Here is a 17,224-nt window from a genome sequence, read left to right on the forward strand (position 1 = left end):
TTTTAATTTTATTTGATGATTAAAACTCTTGTTATTTTATAGTCCAAAAGTATCTCGGTTTTTATTGTTGTAAAACTTATAATTACTGAACTGTTGATTTTTGGGGATGAATTGTTTTTTTGGAGTGGATGAATTTTTTCTCAGTTACTCAGAAACTTAAAGATTGTTTAACTGATTGTCTTTCTTATTCTCACTAATCGTCCAAAAGAAACCAACAAAGAAAAACTGGTCGGCAGTTGGTCTGATGGTTCTTCTGTTGTACACTCCATCAGTATTTGGTGAGTTCGCGTATTCGTACCCAAAGACGTTGGCGGTTCCCAATACATTCGATACAGAAAAATACAAAATCTTTTGTGGTGACATTAAATAAGCCCAACCCAAACTCAAATTATTATAGCCTTTGGTCCTGCCATTCATAAATTCTGTTTCATTCGGGTTGTTGAATGGTCTGCCGGATGTAAAGGAATTGGTAATACTCACTTGTGATTTTAGTTTGTTAATCCACCATTTGCTCACCACGCTTAAACTGTGATTGGCCACAAAACTTGGGGTTACTTCAGCTGTAAAGTTTTTATAATTTCTTTGGGTATCGATATAAGAATACGAAATCCAATATTCTACATTCTTGATGGTTTTATTGTCTCTCCAAAAAACGTCTAGACCTTTAGCGTAACCAGTTCCTGAATTATTGAAATCAGAATTAAATTGAGCCGCTTCAGTGTCGTATTTCACCAAATCAGAATACTCTTTTAAATAAATCTCAGCACGAAAAGTTCTTCGGTCTTTGCTGTATTGGTAATTCAAAATGTAATGCTGTGCTTTTTCGCTTTCCAAATAATCGGCATACTTCAAATAGTCTTGTCTTGGCGCTTGGGTAAAACTTCCGTAGGCAAAAGAAAACTGTCCGTTTTTAGAAATTTTATAGGCTAAAGAAGCTCTCGGAGCTACTACTGTTTCGTCTAATAAATCATTATTAGAAAGTCTTGCGCCTAATTTTACAGCAAACTTTTTAGAGAAGAAAATATCCGTTTCGGTAAAGAAAGCCGAGATGTTGGTGTTGTAACCGCTTTTGAAAGTATCGCCCTCGAATTGCTTGAAATCTTCGTCAAACTTAGTGATGAAATAATCGCCACCAAAGGACAACTTCACTCTATCGGAAAAGGATTTTTTTAGTTTTACTTTTAAATGAGAAGAATGCTCTAAATTGGTGACATCATCTAAATTGATGGCGATTTTATTTTGGCTATAACCATAACTCAAACCGGTAAACAACTGCCATTGGGAACCAAAATTGCCTTTATAAGATGAATTCAAATAGAAATTATTGTTGTCCAAATCGACTCTAATTTTATCCGGATTATTGATGGATTCGCTGTTGATATCAAACTGAGAAGCATCAAAAGCAGCGTATAATTTAAACAACCCATTCGTAAAACTATGTCGGTAAACCGCTTCGCCTGAAAGCGATTGAAAAGGTTTGTTCCAATCCGCTCGTTGCGGAAATACTTTTTGATAAGGTGCCAAATTGATATAAGCCGTGTTAAAACTTAAGGAATTGTTGCCCCATTTTTGAGTATTCGCTAAACCTAAACCAACGGTCATCAAAGAAATATCGGTTTTCTCTTCGGTCGCTTCGTCTTGCGTATTCAACAACAAAACACTTGACAAAGCTTCCCCATATTCGGCAGAATAACCACCGGTAGAAAAAGACATTCCGCTAAACAAAAAAGGAGAAAATCTTCCTCGTGTGGGAACATTTGCAGTCGTTGCACCATAAGGTTGAGCTACTCGAATACCGTCTACAAAAGTTTGGGTTTCATCGGCTTCACCACCACGAACAAATAGTCTTCCGTCTTCACCTACGGTTTGTGTTCCGGGTAAGGTTTGTAAAGCCGAAACAATATCGCCCATCGCGCCGGCTGTAGTCACTATGTCTAATGGTTTCAAAACCGAAACTCGGGCTTTTTCACCAGCATCAAAAGTTCCGGCGGTAACGATAACGGCATCGAGTGTATTGACACTTTCTTTGAGTTTAAAAGATTTGTTTTGACATGTCGCTACGTCAATTGGCATTTTTAAAGTTTCATAAGTCAAAAAACTTATCACTAAAATTTGATTGCCTTTGGCCGCTGTTGTGAATTTAAAATTGCCGTTCTCGTCAGACGAAGTGCCATCGTAAGTGCCATCGATAAAAATATTGGCTCCGACTATAGGTTTGCTTTTTTCATCTAAAACTATTCCTGAAACGACTTGCTGTGCGTTGCTTACAAAAGCAATTAAAAAAAGAACTAATGTATAAATTGTCTTCATCTGATGATATTTTGATGAAGCAAACTTGCGACAAAGTATAAAACTGTGAAATATAAGTTTACCGAATTGTTATAATGCACGGATGAATTGTAAATTCTAGCGCTGCGGTAAGACAAAATAAAAGAATAAAGGCTTTGTGTTTTTGTAATGATTCAAGGCAATTCAAATAAAGCATTTAGAATCAGCTTATTAAAAAACATCCTCCCTTAAAGACAAACAAATGTTAAAAATGTTCTTCTTTTTAACATTAATAATCAATAAAAATAATTAGAATTGCGTAACCAAAAATTACAAATACCACATAACCTATGAAAATTATCAAATCGCTATTTGCATTTGCTACGTTCTTTACCTTTAACACTTCATCAGGCCATTCAATTACAGATATTTGGCCTCAAATCAAAGCTTACCACGAAATAATGTCGAAAACATTTCTTTCTTCTGCAGAAGGAAATTTGATTCCCATAAAAACTTATTCAGAACTTCTCTTAGAAAAAGCCGAAGCCTTATCAGTTGAAAACATGCCTGAGACATTTAGAAGTCCAAAGTTGATTGAATCACTTGTAATACTAAAAAAAGAAACCAAAACCGTTAACGAATTAGTACAACAAAAAGCTAGCGATGACGAAATAAGCATAGCCTTAGGTAAACTGAATCAGACTTTTCATAAAATTGCAGGAATGTGTCAAGCGGAAAAAAAATAATTAAAAACCTAACTTAACCGTTAGGTTTTTTAATTTTGAAATATATGATAAAAAAGATAGCCTTTTGGACAGGGATAATTAGCACATTACTTTTTATTTCAACCACAATAATTGCCGGTTTATTTTATCCCGGTTACAGTCATACGTCACAATTTATAAGTGAATTATATGCGGTTGATGCTCCAAACGCCGACGTAATTCGATATTATTTTTATTTACCAAGTGGAGTTTTGTTTTTTTTGTTCGCCTTATCCTCAAATGCTTCTGCACCCAAATCAAGTTTGAAAACTCTTGGCCTCTTCGGAATTGGATTTGGCTATGGAATTGGAACCATTGTTTGTAGTATTTTCAATTGTGATATCGGTTGCAACCCTAAATTTGTAAATCCGAGTTTGTCTCAAATCATCCATAATTTGATGGGAATGCTTACTTACCTTGTGGTTCCGTTCTCTATTTTAGCTATTGCAATAGCTTCAAAGAAATGGAATAATGCGAACAATTTCACCACATTAAGTTACCTTATTGCCGGTGTTTCATTTGCTTTTGTCTTGGTTTTGAATGTGAGTTTAGAATCGTCTTTTAAAGGATTAATCCAAAGAATTATCGAAGGAAGCATTCTGATTTGGGTTGTTTTTTGTTCGTTTCAAATTAATAAAAATCTTATCAACAATTCATAATTCGCAATTCATAATTTATAATATATAATTTACCTTTGTCGGCTCAATAAAATTTCGATTATGATTTATAAATTCAGAGCAATTCTCGATGCTGAAGAAGATGTTTTCAGAGATATTGCGATTCAGGAAGAGGATACTTTAGAAGATTTGCACAATGCCATTGTCAACGCGTTCGGTTTTGACGGTTTAGAAGTCGCTTCTTTTTATACTTGCGATGACCAATGGAATCAGGAAGAAGAAATTCCGATGTTCGATACCGGCGACGTTGTTGGCGAACAAAAAATCATGAGTGATTATCCGTTGAACCAATTGTTGGGCGAAGACCAAACCAAAATCATTTACGTTTACGATTTCATCAACATGTGGACATTTCTGGTAGAATTAGCTGCCGTTGAAGAAGAAGAAATTGGGGTAATCTATCCAAATCTATTGTTTTCTCATGGCGTTTTACCCGCTATTGCACCGGAAAAAGAATTCGAAGCCGAAAATGAAGATTTCTACTCTGAATTTGAAGACGATTTAGATGATGATGATTTAGACATGTTTGGTGGTGATGACAGCTTTGAGGATTTCGGGTTTGAGGAGAATTGGAATTAATTTTAACAGAAAATAGAGAAAAGAGTATAGAACATAGACTTTAAAAGTCTTTATTCTATTTTCTATGTTCTTTATTCTTAAAAACAAAAAATGATAAACTTATTTAACGCTCATATTGAGAGCTTATCAATACACCGAGTTGGAAACAAAAGCCGTAACGAAGCTATTTTCCTTTCAGACCAACCTTATGGTTTGAATGACGAAATTGTACCACTTTTAAAAGAATATTTTTTCAAACCGTTTCGTGAAAAAGAAGAAAATTACTTCCAGTTTGCGCATGATGTCGATTTAGAATACAACGACATGTTCAACTTGGCCACGGAGATTTTCACTAATCCGAGTGACACACATGAAGTTTCTAAAAAGATAACCAAACATTTATTCGAACAGTCTAACCATCCGCATATAAAGAACGGTGAAGTATATGTAGCACATTTGACCAATGTTTCCATCGATAATAACGTAGTTGATGCAATTGGTGTTTTCAAAAGCGAAATCAAATCTGATTTTATGCAGTTTGAAGAAAAAGGCACTACCTTGGAAATGATTTTGCAACAAGGAATCAACCTAAATAAATTAGACAAAGGCTGTTTGATTTTCAATTACAAAAAAGAAGAAGGTTATAAGATTTTAACCATCGACAGTAACCGTTATGATGCCCGTTATTGGTTAGAGCATTTCCTTTCGGTAGATGCTTTTCAGGATGAAAATTTTTATACCAAAAAGTATTTGAAATTCTGTCAAGGCTTTGCCAAAGATGTAGTTCTTCCGGCAGAAGACAAGAAAGAAGAAGTAATGTTCATGAACCGTTCGGTCAATTATTTTGCCAAAAATGACGAATTCGAAGAAAGTAAATTCTTAAACGAAGTCTTAGACAATCCCGATTTGATTCCGGAATTCAAAAACTATAAAGTGGATAAAGGTGAAAAATACAGCATCGAAGACATCACCAATTTCCCTATTGCCAATGCCGCTGTAACGGATGCCCGAAAGTCAATTAAAAACGTGATTAATTTGGACACTAACATTCAAATCAAACTCGATTTTATCAACCCTGAAAGTGCCGAGAAATATGTTGAAAAAGGTTGGGACGAAGAAAAACAAATGTATTATTACTTGGTTTATTTCAATAAAGAACAGAAATCCTAATTTTCTAATAAAAGTAAAGACTTCCTCAATTGTTAAAAGAATTGAGGATTTTTTTTATCTGATGAATTATTTTATACCTTTCACAATTAGTTAATCAAGTTCAATGTCCTCAAAGCATTATATATACTTCCTACTCCTGCTTTTTTGTTGCCAAAATTTATTGGCACAAGAAAAAAAAAGCCACAGTGGTAATGATTCCACCAAAGTATATAAGAACATTGAAAAACTATCCAAGAAAAGTAAGTTCAATAAATTTATCTACAAACTGCTCTTCAAATCCAATCGAAAGCAAAAAGCTTCAACGTCTAGCACCAAAAGAAAACGATTTCTAATCAAAAAAGCCTTTGACCGAAGCGAAGGAAAAATCGTTAGAAACATCAATATCGAAACCCTAGATCCTTTCGGATACTCTGTTGACAATTACAAAGATGAACCTGAAAAAGGATTTGAAAAATTTGGCAACAGATTACACCTTAAATCAAAAAACTGGACCATCAGAAACCTTTTGCTTTTCAAAAAAAACGAGCCTTTAGATTCGTTGGTAGCCAAGGAATCAGAGCGTTTAATCCGACGCCAACGCTACACGAGAAGCGTAATCATCAAACCTGTTGAAATACCCGGCAGTAAAGATTCTGTAGACATTTCTGTACGTGTTTTAGATTCTTGGAGTTTAATACCAACCGGAAGTTTGTCGAGTTCACGAGGAAATTTTGAATTGACAGAACGAAATTTTTTTGGTCTTGGTCACGAATTCAGAAACGATTTCACCAAGCGATTTGACACAGGACAAACGGCTTATTTAGGTCAATATTCTATCAATAATATTAAAAACACCTACATCAATAGTGTTTTTACCTATGAAAACTCAATTTTCAACAATACCACCAAAAGTGCAAGAATAGAACGTCAATTCTTCTCGCCTTTTACACGATTAGCCGGTGGCATCTATTTTGAAGATCGTTTTTATGTAGATTCATTATCCCTTGGTACTGTTGATTTTGAAAGCCACCGATTCAAATTGGAAACACAAGAATATTGGCTAGGTCATTCGTTTAAAATATTTAAAGGAAGAGATGAAGACTATCGAACTACCAATTTGGTAACAACCATAGGTTATAAAAATGTCAACTATTTAGAAACCCCAACTTTAGTCTATGACCCGAAACGTTTTTTTGCTTCTGAAAAATTATATTTAGCCACAATTGGATTAAATACCCGAAAGTTTGCCGAAGACAAATACTTATTCAATTTTGGGATTATCGAAGATATTCCATATGGCCAAATCTACTCGATTACCGGTGGATTTCAGGATAAAAACAACAACAGACGAAGTTATTTTGGCGGTCGATTTGCTTATGGCGACTATTTTCCCTTTGGCTATTTGAGTTTAAATACGGAATGGGGAAGCTTTTTCAATAATGGTTGTACTGAAGAAACTACTTTTAAAATTGAAGCAAATTATTTCACCAATCTAATTCAGCTGGGCGAGTGGAAAATAAGACAGTTTGTTAAACCAAAATTGGTCATTGGAAATCACAGAGCACCGGTTAGCAAAGACAGAGTTTTACTCTCTGATGACAATGGCATCGTCGGATTTAATAATCCTTTAATTAGTGGTACTCGAAAAATTTCGATGGCTTTACAAACCCAAACTTATGCGCCTGGCAATTGGCATGGTTTTCACTTTAGTCCATTTTACAATATGACTTTTGGTTTTTTAGGTGATGAAACCGACAAAACTTTTGATGGTCGATTGTATTCTAAATTCAGCATAGGTGTTTTGATTAACAATGACTATTTGGTTTTCAATAGCTTCCAAATTTCTTTCTCCTATTATCCATCAATACCATTTGAAGGCGACAATGTTTACAAAACTAACTCCTTCAAAAACGACGACTTAGCCTTACCGGATTTCCAAATTGGTCAGCCTATTATTGTTCCTTATAAATAAAACTATATTACCTTAAAGTTAATTAATTGTAAGTTTTATCGCTTCTAAATAACTGAAACCATGCATTTTAACGATTATTTTTTGTTTTTCAACGATAAAACAATAGGTTTACTATACCTAAACTAACCCGAGACGTCGTTTCATAACTTTAGCCAAACAGCGAAGCCATTGAATAAAACGTAGCGGAATAAACCTTATCCTATGAATCTAAACTACTTAACTCATGGAATGGTAAAAAAAAATATTCGCTGTTCCTTTCTTGGACATCGCTTTGTGGAAACGAAAAAAATCAATATTCACTTTAGCGAATACCAATGCGAAATATGTAAACTACAAGCAACTAATGATAGTAGAGGTCAAAAAATTACACTGACTTCTAAACTCAGAGACATCAACGAAACTCTTTTTTATTTGAATTTGAAAAAACAATTTATCAGTAGATTTTATTTTCAGAAAAAAGAGTAGTAACAAATTCAGATTTCAATCGTCATACGTGAAACCAAAAAACTGACCATTGGAATCAACAATCCTCTCTATCAATAAACTCAACAAACGTTACGGGAAAATTCATGCGGTAAAAGACGTTTCTCTCGAAATACACAAAGGCAATGTTTACGGCATCCTCGGACCCAACGGAAGTGGAAAATCTACCACTTTAGGCATTGTTTTAAATGTGGTTAACAAAACATCCGGTGAATACAGTTGGTTTGGCGGAGCGATGCAAACCCATGAAGCTTTAAAAAAAGTTGGAGCCATCATTGAACGACCGAACTTTTATCCTTACATGACAGCCAAGGAAAACTTAGAATTGGTTTGTAAAATTAAAGGCATCAACTATACCAAAGTTGACGAAAAGCTTGAAATTGTTGGACTCATAGATCGAAAAGACAGCAAATTCAAAACCTTTTCGTTAGGGATGAAACAGCGTTTGGCTATTGCTTCTGCTCTTTTAAATGATCCTGAAATATTAATTTTAGACGAACCAACTAATGGCTTAGATCCACAAGGTATTCACCAAATTCGTGACATCATTCGATTAATTGCTTCACAAGGCACAACGATTCTTTTGGCTTCTCACCTCTTAGACGAAGTGGAAAAAGTTTGTAGTCATGTATTGGTTTTACGCTATGGCGAAATTCTTTACAGCGGAACTGTTCACGGAATGGTTGCGCACGAAGCCTATTTTGAATTACAATCCAATGATCCTAAAAAACTTATAGAAGTTATAAATTTACATCCGGAACTCGAGAAATTCTTAGAGACTGACGGTAAATTAATAGCTCATTTCAAAAAAGAAGTAGATGCAGCTCAATTAAATAAGTACTTGTCTGAGAAAGGTATTTACCTTAATCATTTAGTGGTAAAAAAACTAAGTTTAGAGGAACAATTTTTAGCCTTAACCAATAAATAAAAGCCACGAATATGAAAAGATTAATCTCCATAGAACTACAAAAAATCTGGAAAAATCGTGCCAGTAAAATTTTGACCATCGGTTATTTTGTCATCCTTTCTTTTATTGCTTTAATAGCTTCAATAAAGTTTGATATTGGAAATTTTAAAATTCATTTTGCCGAAATGGGCATCTTTAATTTTCCTTTTATATGGCATTTTAACACTTGGGTAGCTTCATTGTTAAAGTTCTTTTTAGCGATTGTGATTGTCTCAATGATGGCTAATGAGTATAGCTACGGTACTTTGAAACAAAACCTTATTGACGGAATGAGCAAAAAAGAGTTTATTCTTTCTAAATTCTTAACAGTAGTGCTATTCGCATTTGGTTCAACAGTTTTCATTTTTATAATGTCGCTAATTTTAGGCTATAGTTTTTCTTCATATACCGAATTTAGCATCGTTTTTTCCGGTATGGAATACTTGCTTGCTTATTTTGTAAAGTTAGTTGGATTCTTCTCTTTCTGTTTATTTTTGGGAGTTTTAATCAAACGCTCTGCCTTTGCTATCGGATTTTTATTCATTTGGTTTTTGGTTGAAAAAATATCCTATGGGATTTTAAAATTTGAAATCTTTAACAAAAATCCAAAAGTAGATGATTTTTATGCTTTTATGCCTTTAGAATCAATGAGTAACTTAGTTATTGAACCTTTTACAAGATTAAGTGTTATCAAAAATATTCAGACTGCAGTCGGGGAAAATAATGTTAAAGATTACGACGTTCATTTTTTATCATTGCTAATCGTTTTAGCTTGGACCACAATTTTTATTTACTCATCTTATAAAATAATCAAAAAACGAGATTTATAATTCAATCTTCAATCATTTCTTAAAGAAAACATAAATAGAAAACTTCTCTTTATGTTTTCTTTTTTATTTGTTAATTTTAGCAAATGAAAAAGAAGTTATTTTTTTTATTTTTTATTGCCTTTCTCTCTACCAATTGTTTTTCTCAATTTAGTAAAACACATTATATTCCGCCACTTTCGGGTTCCAATTTGGTTACTTCCGAAGATCAATTTCTATATATTTCCACGCCAAACAGCAATCCCATTAACTTCAGAATTATAGAATTGGGTGGAAGCATCATTAACGGAACTGTTTCCAAAAGCGCACCTTTTATATACAATGTAGGTTTTGGAAACGATACTCAATTGCATGTTGATGCCAGTCAAACTAACAACATTTTTAGCAACAAAGGCTATATTGTTGAAGCAGACGATTTGATTTATGTTTCTGCCAGAGTAACTGCCGGAAACGGAAATCAAGCCGGAGAATTGGTTTCAAAAGGAAAAGCATCCCTAGGAAACCGATTTAGAATTGGTGCCATACCTAATCTTACGGTAAGTAATTACAATGAAATTCACAACACTTTCATATCTGTCTTAGCCTCTGAAAATAATACAACTGTTAACTTTAGTGATTTCAAAACCGGTGTACAACCTATTAATAGTGGAACCGGAAATAGTCCTTTCAGCATTGTTTTAAATAGTGGCGAAAGTTATGTGATTGCCGTTCAAGGGCCGCATGGACCTAATCGTGACGGATTAGTTGGTGCCTTGGTTACCTCAGACAAGCCTATTGCTTTAAACTGTGGTTCTTTTGGTGGCAGCAATGCTCAGGGGAATCTCGATTTAGGTTTTGACCAAATAGTTCCGGCGGAACGTATAAACAATAACGAATACATCTTTATTAAAAGTACCGGAGTTAATATTGTAGAAACTGTTTTATTAGTAGCCGATGTTGACAATACCGAAGTGTTTTTAAGCGGTTCAACCACACCCGACTTAATTATAAATGCCGGTAATTATGCCGTTTTGAACGGTTCTAATTTTGATGCTAATGGGAACTTATACATTAGAACCAGTCAAAAAGTTTTTGCCTATCAAACCATCGGCGACAATAGTGCATCGGACCAAAGAAATCAAGAAATGTTTTTTGTACCGCCTTTAAGTTGTCAAACCCCAAGAATCATCGACAATATTCCATCAATAGACTATATTGGCAGCAGACAATTTACCGGAAGAGTTACCATAGTAACCAAGACCGGCGCTACTTTAAATTTTACCATAGACGGCACAAATTACACCTTAGCCGAATTATCTTCGATAACCAATTTAACAGGACCAACAAATGTTACAGGCAATAATAATTACCAAACCTATGTAATCACCGGATTAAGTGGAGATGTTTCAGTCTTTTCTACAGAAGAGCTATATTTAGCTGCTTATGGTACCAGCGGCGCAGCAACTTTTGGCGGATTTTATTCAGGTTTTACCTTTGAACCTGAAATTTCTTTTACCCAATTAGATCTTAGCCAGGCTAATTGTATTCCTAATACTAGTTTATCTGTAAACACTCTGAGTCCATTTGATACTTTTCAATGGTATTTTAACGGAAATATTATTCCAAGTGCGACCAACAGTAGTTATGTTCCTTCAACACTTGGCCCCGGTTACTACTATGTTTCAGCAACTATTTCTAACTGTACACTTCCTATAAATTCTAGTGAAATTCCGGTAAGTATTTGTCCAACTGACTCCGATAATGATGGTGTGAACGATAACATGGATCTTGATAACGACAATGATGGTATTACTAATTGTAACGAATCCCTCGGAAATCAAAATATTAATTTAACCAACACTACTCTTGGCTCAGTTAATATTGAAGATTACATCAATTCTTTCTTGGGCACAATTACTTTTGCAGGAACCGGAACTCCTTCTGCTACGCCTATTGTTGGTGATGCCGATGGGAATTTTGTAACCGAAGCAGCCATCGGAAAACAAAACAAAGTGAGCTATACAACCACATGGAACAATCCGATAAGTTTAGCCGTTGAATATGCCACGACAGCTCTAGCCGATGATTTATTTACAGCGGCTACCGAAATTAGAATAACTTGTCCTATCAATAAAACCTTAACTATTTTAAACCCGAACGATCAGGTTTTAGTTGATACCAATTATGATGGAATTTTTGAAAGCGGCGTTACTGCTTATTCCTCTTTTGAAATTCGATTTCGTTTAAACGAAAATACTTCATTGCCTGCCGGATCCGGATCTTTTTCTGTCAGAGGAAATTTAATCGACCAAATAACGGTAACCAATGTAAACTTGGTTGATACCAATACCAGTAAAGTTGCTCTGCGATTAATTGCTACTTGTGTCCCAAAAGACTCTGATAATGACGGTATTCCTGATCATTCAGACTATGATAGTGACAATGACACAATTCCGGATTTTATTGAATCACAAGGCCAAAATATTACTGCGTTATCCAATGTAGATTCCAATAATGACGGTATTGATGATGTTTTTGCAAACGGAATTCAACCGGCAGATTCTGACAATGACGGCATTCCAAATTACCTAGACTTAGACAGTGACAATGACGGAATTTTTGACATTATAGAATCAGGAAGCCCTGGCAATGGTTCCAATACCAATGGTATTACTATAAATCCTGTAGGAAGCAACGGTTTGGATAATAGTTTGGAAACAACAGTAAACAGCGGTATTATCAACTTTACTTTAGCGGATACCGATGCGGATGGTATCTTAAACTATGTGGAGATTGACAGTGATGACGATGGTTGTTTGGATGTGACTGAAGCCGGTTTTATCGACACCAATAATGATGGAATTGTAGGCGATGAAACTCCAACTAACACAGACGGTAACGGACTTGTATTAACCGGTAGTGGTTATGGTGTCCCAAATGGTGATTACATTATTGGCGCTCCAATATCAATTTCTGTTCAGCCGGTTGATGTGACTACCTGTGAATTACAATCGGCGACTTTTACCATAACTTCGGTTGCCGTTGACAGTTACCAATGGCAACTTTCGACTGATGATGAAACCAGTTGGACTAACTTGACCAATAATACTACTTATTCCGGTGTAAATACGGTTTCACTCACCGTTTCCAACGTTTCTCCGGCTATGGTTGGCTACAAATACCGTGTGTTCATTAATAAAAATGGCAATGCTTGTGGCTTGTATTCAGAGTCCGCTACTTTAACTACTCTTGTATTGCCTGTCGTTACAACACCTATTTCCTTAATACAATGTGACAATGACACCGATGGTATTTCTGTATTCAATTTGACTCAGAAAAACGATGTAATTTCAGCTAATTACTTCAATGAAACCTTTAGCTATTATACAACTTTGGAGGCAGCTAATAACGAAAATACAGCTTTTGAAATCACAAACCCTTTGGCTTATACGTCAGGAAACGGGAGTGTTTTTACCAGAGTAGAAAACAGTAATGGCTGTTTCAGCACTGCCCAAATTAATTTGTTGGTTTCAGTAACCCAAATTCCGGCCAACTTTGTGATTCCAAATCAGTATTTATGTGACGATTATTTGGATGTTTTAAATGATGACCGAGACGGCATTTCTGGACCATTTAATTTTACCAATATCCAAAATAGTTTGGCCGCAATTTTACCTAACAATACTACCATAAAATTTTATAAAACCGAAGCCGATTTCTTAGCAGAAACCGATGCTTCCGGAAATTCTTTGGCCATAGTTGATATAACCAATTACAGAAATATCGGTTTCCCTAATTCACAAAAAATTTGGGTAAGAGTTGATAGTACGATTGACAATTCTTGCTTTGGATTCAAAACTTTTGATGTAGTAGTCGAAGCCTTACCGATAGCTTATCCGATAAATGCTGACAATTTGATTCGAGCTTGTGATGACAATCATGATGGTATTTTATGCTTTGACACTTCCGGAATTCAATCTGCTGTCTTGAATGGACAAACTGGTGTCAATGTAACTTATTTTAGAGCGAACGGAACTCAAATTTTACCTTTTACCAATCCGTATTTTGTAACCGGAACGGAAACCATAACCATAAGAGTCAGTAACAACTCCACACAAACAGGTGGTCAACCTTGTTATGACGAAATACCATTACAATTTATTGTCGACGATTTACCGGAAGCTTTTGCGGTACCAAATAATTTAACCACAACTTGTGATGACGAAGCAAATTCAATTGACCAAGATGGCTTTTTTGATTTTGATACCTCAAGTTTTTTAAGCACAATAATTGGAACACAAACCGGAATGAATGTTTACTATTACGACGAAAACAATGTGCTTATTCCAAGTACAATTCCAAATCAATTGCCGAATCCTTTTAGAACCAACACTCAAAACATAAGGGTTATTGTTGAAAATGCGCTCAATAGTTTATGTTCTGCTGAAGTAATTATTCCTTTTGTAGTAAATCCAACCCCAAAAATTGATCAGGAAGAACGCGTGACCATTTGTAGTCCGGAAACCCAAACGCTGATTGATGCCGGAATTGTAGATGGTTCACCTATAGCTAACTACACCTACCAATGGTATTTTAACAACGTAATTATGCCGGGACGAACAGGTTATTCATTAATAGTCAGTGCTGAAGGTGTTTACAGCGTGATTGTAACCAATAGCTTTGGATGCACAAAAACAAGAGTCATAACCGTAATAACCTCAGAAATAGCTACTTTACAAACTCTCAATGTTATTGATTTGAGTGAGGTCAACTCTATTTCAGTAACAGTAAACGGTTCTGGAGATTATGAATATTCTTTAAACGACATAAATGGCCCTTACCAAGACAGCGGTTTCTTTAACAATGTACCAATGGGATTGTACCAACTTTATGTTCGTGACAAAAACGGTTGCGGATTGTTAGGACCTATCGGGATTCCGGTTTTGGGAATTCCACAATATTTTACGCCAAACGGAGATGGATATCACGACTACTGGAATGTAAAAGGTGTCAGTATGTTTTCTAATACTAATTCTATTATTTTCATTTTTGATCGATATGGAAAGTTATTAAAACAACTCAATGCTTTCAGTCCTGGTTGGGACGGAACCTACAACGGACGTGAAATGCCAGCAGACGATTATTGGTATTCCATTCAATTTGACGACGGACGAAACGTTAAAGGTCATTTTGCGCTGAAACGTTAAATAAAATAAGCTAATGGCATGTATCAAGAAATCTTTTTTTCTTTTTTTTCTTTTTTGCTTTCAAACCTGTTTTTCACAAAATGATTGCATCAATGCTTTAGTCTCTTGCGGAAACACCAGTTTTAACAATTTGTCAGTTCAAGGACCGGGCTTACAAGAAATAACACCGCCTTCCTGTGATAGTCAAGAAAACAATTCTTTATGGATTAAAGTCACCATTAAAACCGATGGTACGTTGGGATTTTTGATCACTCCTCAAGAGAGCAACTTAATGGTCGATTTTGACTTTTTTGTTTTTGGTCCCGAAGTGACTTGTCAAAGTTTAGGAAGTCCTATTCGATGTTCTACCACCAATCCTATTTTGGCTGGTTTACCCAACAATCTGACCGGAATGATTGAAACGGAGTTAGACTGGAACGAAGGACCTGCTCAATTTGGCAATGGTTATGTCGAATGGCTTGAAGTTCTGGAAGGAGAAACCTACTATATTGTGGTCGATAGGGCTGCCGGAAATGGTAATTTTTCTTTGGAATGGACCGGAACGGCCACTTTTAGTGAACCTCCAGTGGTTAATGAAAGTACTTCAGGTGCTTTGAATATCGTTTTGTGTGATAGTGATGCTATTGACGATGGATCAACTGCAATTGATTTAACCCAAAGCGGTACTTTAGCGGTAGGTAATCAAAACAATATTGTAGTCACTTATCATTTAACCGAAAATGAGGCTACCATCAACTCGAATGCTATTCCGAATCCGACTAGTTTCATAAACACTGTAAACCCTCAAACCATATTCATCCGATTGGAGAATGAGGTCAGCGGTTGTTTTACCCTAAGCGCTTTTTCCGTGTCTGTTACCCCTTTCAGCCTTCCTGACCTAATCGATTTGGAAGAATGTGACAATGACAATGACGGTTTTGTTGTTTTTGATTTATCTCAAATTAGCGATTTGTTCATTACCGACCCAAACTTTACCATTAGTTTTCACCCTTCCGATAATGATGCGGTAACTTTACCTCAATCGTATACCAACCAACTGCCCTTTGGCAATGAAGTCTTATGGGCAAAAATTTACAATGCGGCTGAAGGATGTACGGTATACAAACCTTTTAACCTAATTATCAACAGAACTCCTGTAGCCGTTCCTTCTCAAATAACACAATGCGATTTTGAACTTTTTCCTGACGGATTAACAACCTTTAATCTTAATCAAGCCACTACCAATTTAACCAATGGCGACAGTTCCGTGTTGACTCAATTTTATCTAAACGCAACCGATGCTTTGAACAGTCAAAACGAACAAAATACAATCTTCAACAACACTGTCAATCCTCAAATACTGACTGTAAAAATCATCAATCCCTTAACAGGTTGCTACAGTCTGACAACGCTTACACTGAACGCTAATTTAAATCCAACCACTATCGTCAACCTGCAAAGTTGTGATGATAATGCAGCAGACGGAATAGCAACTTTTAATTTAACAGATGCCGGTTTTGAAACCAATGGCAATTCTGTAAGTTATTATTACAATACAAATGATGCGTTAATGGAACAAAACCAAATAACAACCAATCAATTCTCAGAACAAAATATTTACGCCCGAGTTGAAAATGGAAATGATTGCATTGGTATTCATATTGTCCAACTTGAGGTTTCCGCTATTCCGCAAGCTACAATTGAGGCAGAAGGAATCCTTTGTGCTAACTTGCCAAATCAAACCATTACTTTACAAACCGAAATTAATAATCCCGGAAATTATACTTTTTATTGGTCACCAAACGGAGAAACCTCTCCAACTATAATGGTCTCTCAAGCCGGAGATTACACTGTAACAATTACAAATGCTTTAACGTCCTGCTTTACATCTGTCACTGTTCAGTTGGAAGCTTCAGAAGCTCCAATTTTAGAAACCATAGAAGTCATTGATTTGGTCGAAAACAATTCGATAACCATCATTGTTTCCGGTAGTGGTGATTATTGGTTCAGTCTTGATAACGGCAACTATCAGCAATCTAACTTTTTTGACGGTGTTGTTCCTGGCCAACATATCGTTTCCATTAAGGACATGAATGGTTGCGGAGTTATTTATCAAACCGTTTTTGTCTTAGGAATTCCAAGTTATTTCACCCCAAACGGAGATGGTTATCATGATTACTGGCAAGTTAAAGGACTAGATATCAACACCAACAGCAACTCTAAAATTTATATTTTTAACCGATTTGGAAAGTTGCTAAAGCAAATTAGTGCAGTGGGTGAAGGTTGGGATGGAAATTACAACGGACGCCAGATGCCTTCTGATGATTATTGGTATTCCATTCAACTTGATGATGGTCGAAATGTTAAAGGTCATTTTGCTTTGAAAAGATAATGGTAAATTTGCAGGCAAATAAA

General features: G+C 35.5%; 10 protein-coding genes. 9 read left to right on the forward strand and 1 reads right to left on the reverse strand.

The window, feature by feature from the left end; all coding sequences use genetic code 11:
• Positions 1-156 precede the first annotated feature (156 nt).
• Positions 157-2,310: a TonB-dependent receptor gene (locus ACK4R1_RS09890; protein ID WP_409686378.1), complete on the reverse strand. Its 2,154-nt coding sequence runs from the start codon at positions 2,308-2,310 to the stop codon at positions 157-159.
• A gap of 308 nt (positions 2,311-2,618) precedes the next feature.
• Between ACK4R1_RS09890 and ACK4R1_RS09895 the strand changes: the two genes are divergently transcribed.
• The 9 genes from ACK4R1_RS09895 to ACK4R1_RS09935 all read left to right on the forward strand — a co-directional run bounded on the left by ACK4R1_RS09895 (position 2,619) and on the right by ACK4R1_RS09935 (position 17,201).
• Positions 2,619-3,014 carry a hypothetical protein gene (locus ACK4R1_RS09895; RefSeq protein WP_409686380.1) on the forward strand — a complete coding sequence of 132 codons (396 nt, stop codon included), beginning with the start codon at positions 2,619-2,621 and terminating at the stop codon, positions 3,012-3,014.
• Positions 3,015-3,058: 44 nt separating this feature from the next.
• The gene (locus ACK4R1_RS09900; RefSeq protein ID WP_409686381.1) at positions 3,059-3,691 is read left to right on the forward strand and encodes a DUF998 domain-containing protein; all 633 of its coding nucleotides are present in this window, start codon (positions 3,059-3,061) and stop codon (positions 3,689-3,691) included.
• 60 nt (positions 3,692-3,751) lie between these two features.
• Positions 3,752-4,288: an IS1096 element passenger TnpR family protein gene (locus ACK4R1_RS09905; RefSeq protein WP_409686382.1), complete on the forward strand. Its 537-nt coding sequence runs from the start codon at positions 3,752-3,754 to the stop codon at positions 4,286-4,288.
• 90 nt (positions 4,289-4,378) lie between these two features.
• Entirely contained in the window at positions 4,379-5,437 is a 1,059-nt protein-coding gene (locus ACK4R1_RS09910) for a nucleoid-associated protein (RefSeq protein ID WP_409686384.1), read from the forward strand.
• 160 nt (positions 5,438-5,597) lie between these two features.
• Positions 5,598-7,388, forward strand: a complete 1,791-nt coding sequence (locus ACK4R1_RS09915) for a hypothetical protein (protein ID WP_409686386.1) — start codon at positions 5,598-5,600, stop codon at positions 7,386-7,388.
• 514 nt (positions 7,389-7,902) lie between these two features.
• Positions 7,903-8,799, forward strand: a complete 897-nt coding sequence (locus tag ACK4R1_RS09920; RefSeq protein ID WP_409686388.1) for an ABC transporter ATP-binding protein — start codon at positions 7,903-7,905, stop codon at positions 8,797-8,799.
• A gap of 11 nt (positions 8,800-8,810) precedes the next feature.
• The gene (locus tag ACK4R1_RS09925) at positions 8,811-9,647 is read left to right on the forward strand and encodes an ABC transporter permease (RefSeq protein WP_409686390.1); all 837 of its coding nucleotides are present in this window, start codon (positions 8,811-8,813) and stop codon (positions 9,645-9,647) included.
• An 83-nt stretch (positions 9,648-9,730) separates the two neighbouring features.
• The gene (locus ACK4R1_RS09930) at positions 9,731-14,830 is read left to right on the forward strand and encodes a T9SS type B sorting domain-containing protein (protein WP_409686391.1); all 5,100 of its coding nucleotides are present in this window, start codon (positions 9,731-9,733) and stop codon (positions 14,828-14,830) included.
• A 130-nt stretch (positions 14,831-14,960) separates the two neighbouring features.
• Positions 14,961-17,201: a T9SS type B sorting domain-containing protein gene (locus ACK4R1_RS09935; protein WP_409686393.1), complete on the forward strand. Its 2,241-nt coding sequence runs from the start codon at positions 14,961-14,963 to the stop codon at positions 17,199-17,201.
• The last annotated feature ends 23 nt before the right edge of the window (positions 17,202-17,224 follow it).

This window comes from Flavobacterium sp., assembly GCF_046293665.1.
GTDB lineage: Bacteria > Bacteroidota > Bacteroidia > Flavobacteriales > Flavobacteriaceae > Flavobacterium.

Excerpts from the sequence above, each read along its gene's own strand:
- ACK4R1_RS09895 (WP_409686380.1), top strand. The coding sequence starts at position 2,619 with ATGAAAATTATCAAATCGCTATTTGCATTTGCTACGTTCTTTACCTTT.
- ACK4R1_RS09905 (WP_409686382.1), top strand. The coding sequence starts at position 3,752 with ATGATTTATAAATTCAGAGCAATTCTCGATGCTGAAGAAGATGTTTTC.
- ACK4R1_RS09900 (WP_409686381.1), top strand. The coding sequence starts at position 3,059 with ATGATAAAAAAGATAGCCTTTTGGACAGGGATAATTAGCACATTACTT.
- ACK4R1_RS09930 (WP_409686391.1), top strand. The coding sequence starts at position 9,731 with ATGAAAAAGAAGTTATTTTTTTTATTTTTTATTGCCTTTCTCTCTACC.
- ACK4R1_RS09910 (WP_409686384.1), top strand. The coding sequence starts at position 4,379 with ATGATAAACTTATTTAACGCTCATATTGAGAGCTTATCAATACACCGA.
- ACK4R1_RS09890 (WP_409686378.1), bottom strand. The coding sequence starts at position 2,310 with ATGAAGACAATTTATACATTAGTTCTTTTTTTAATTGCTTTTGTAAGC.
- ACK4R1_RS09925 (WP_409686390.1), top strand. The coding sequence starts at position 8,811 with ATGAAAAGATTAATCTCCATAGAACTACAAAAAATCTGGAAAAATCGT.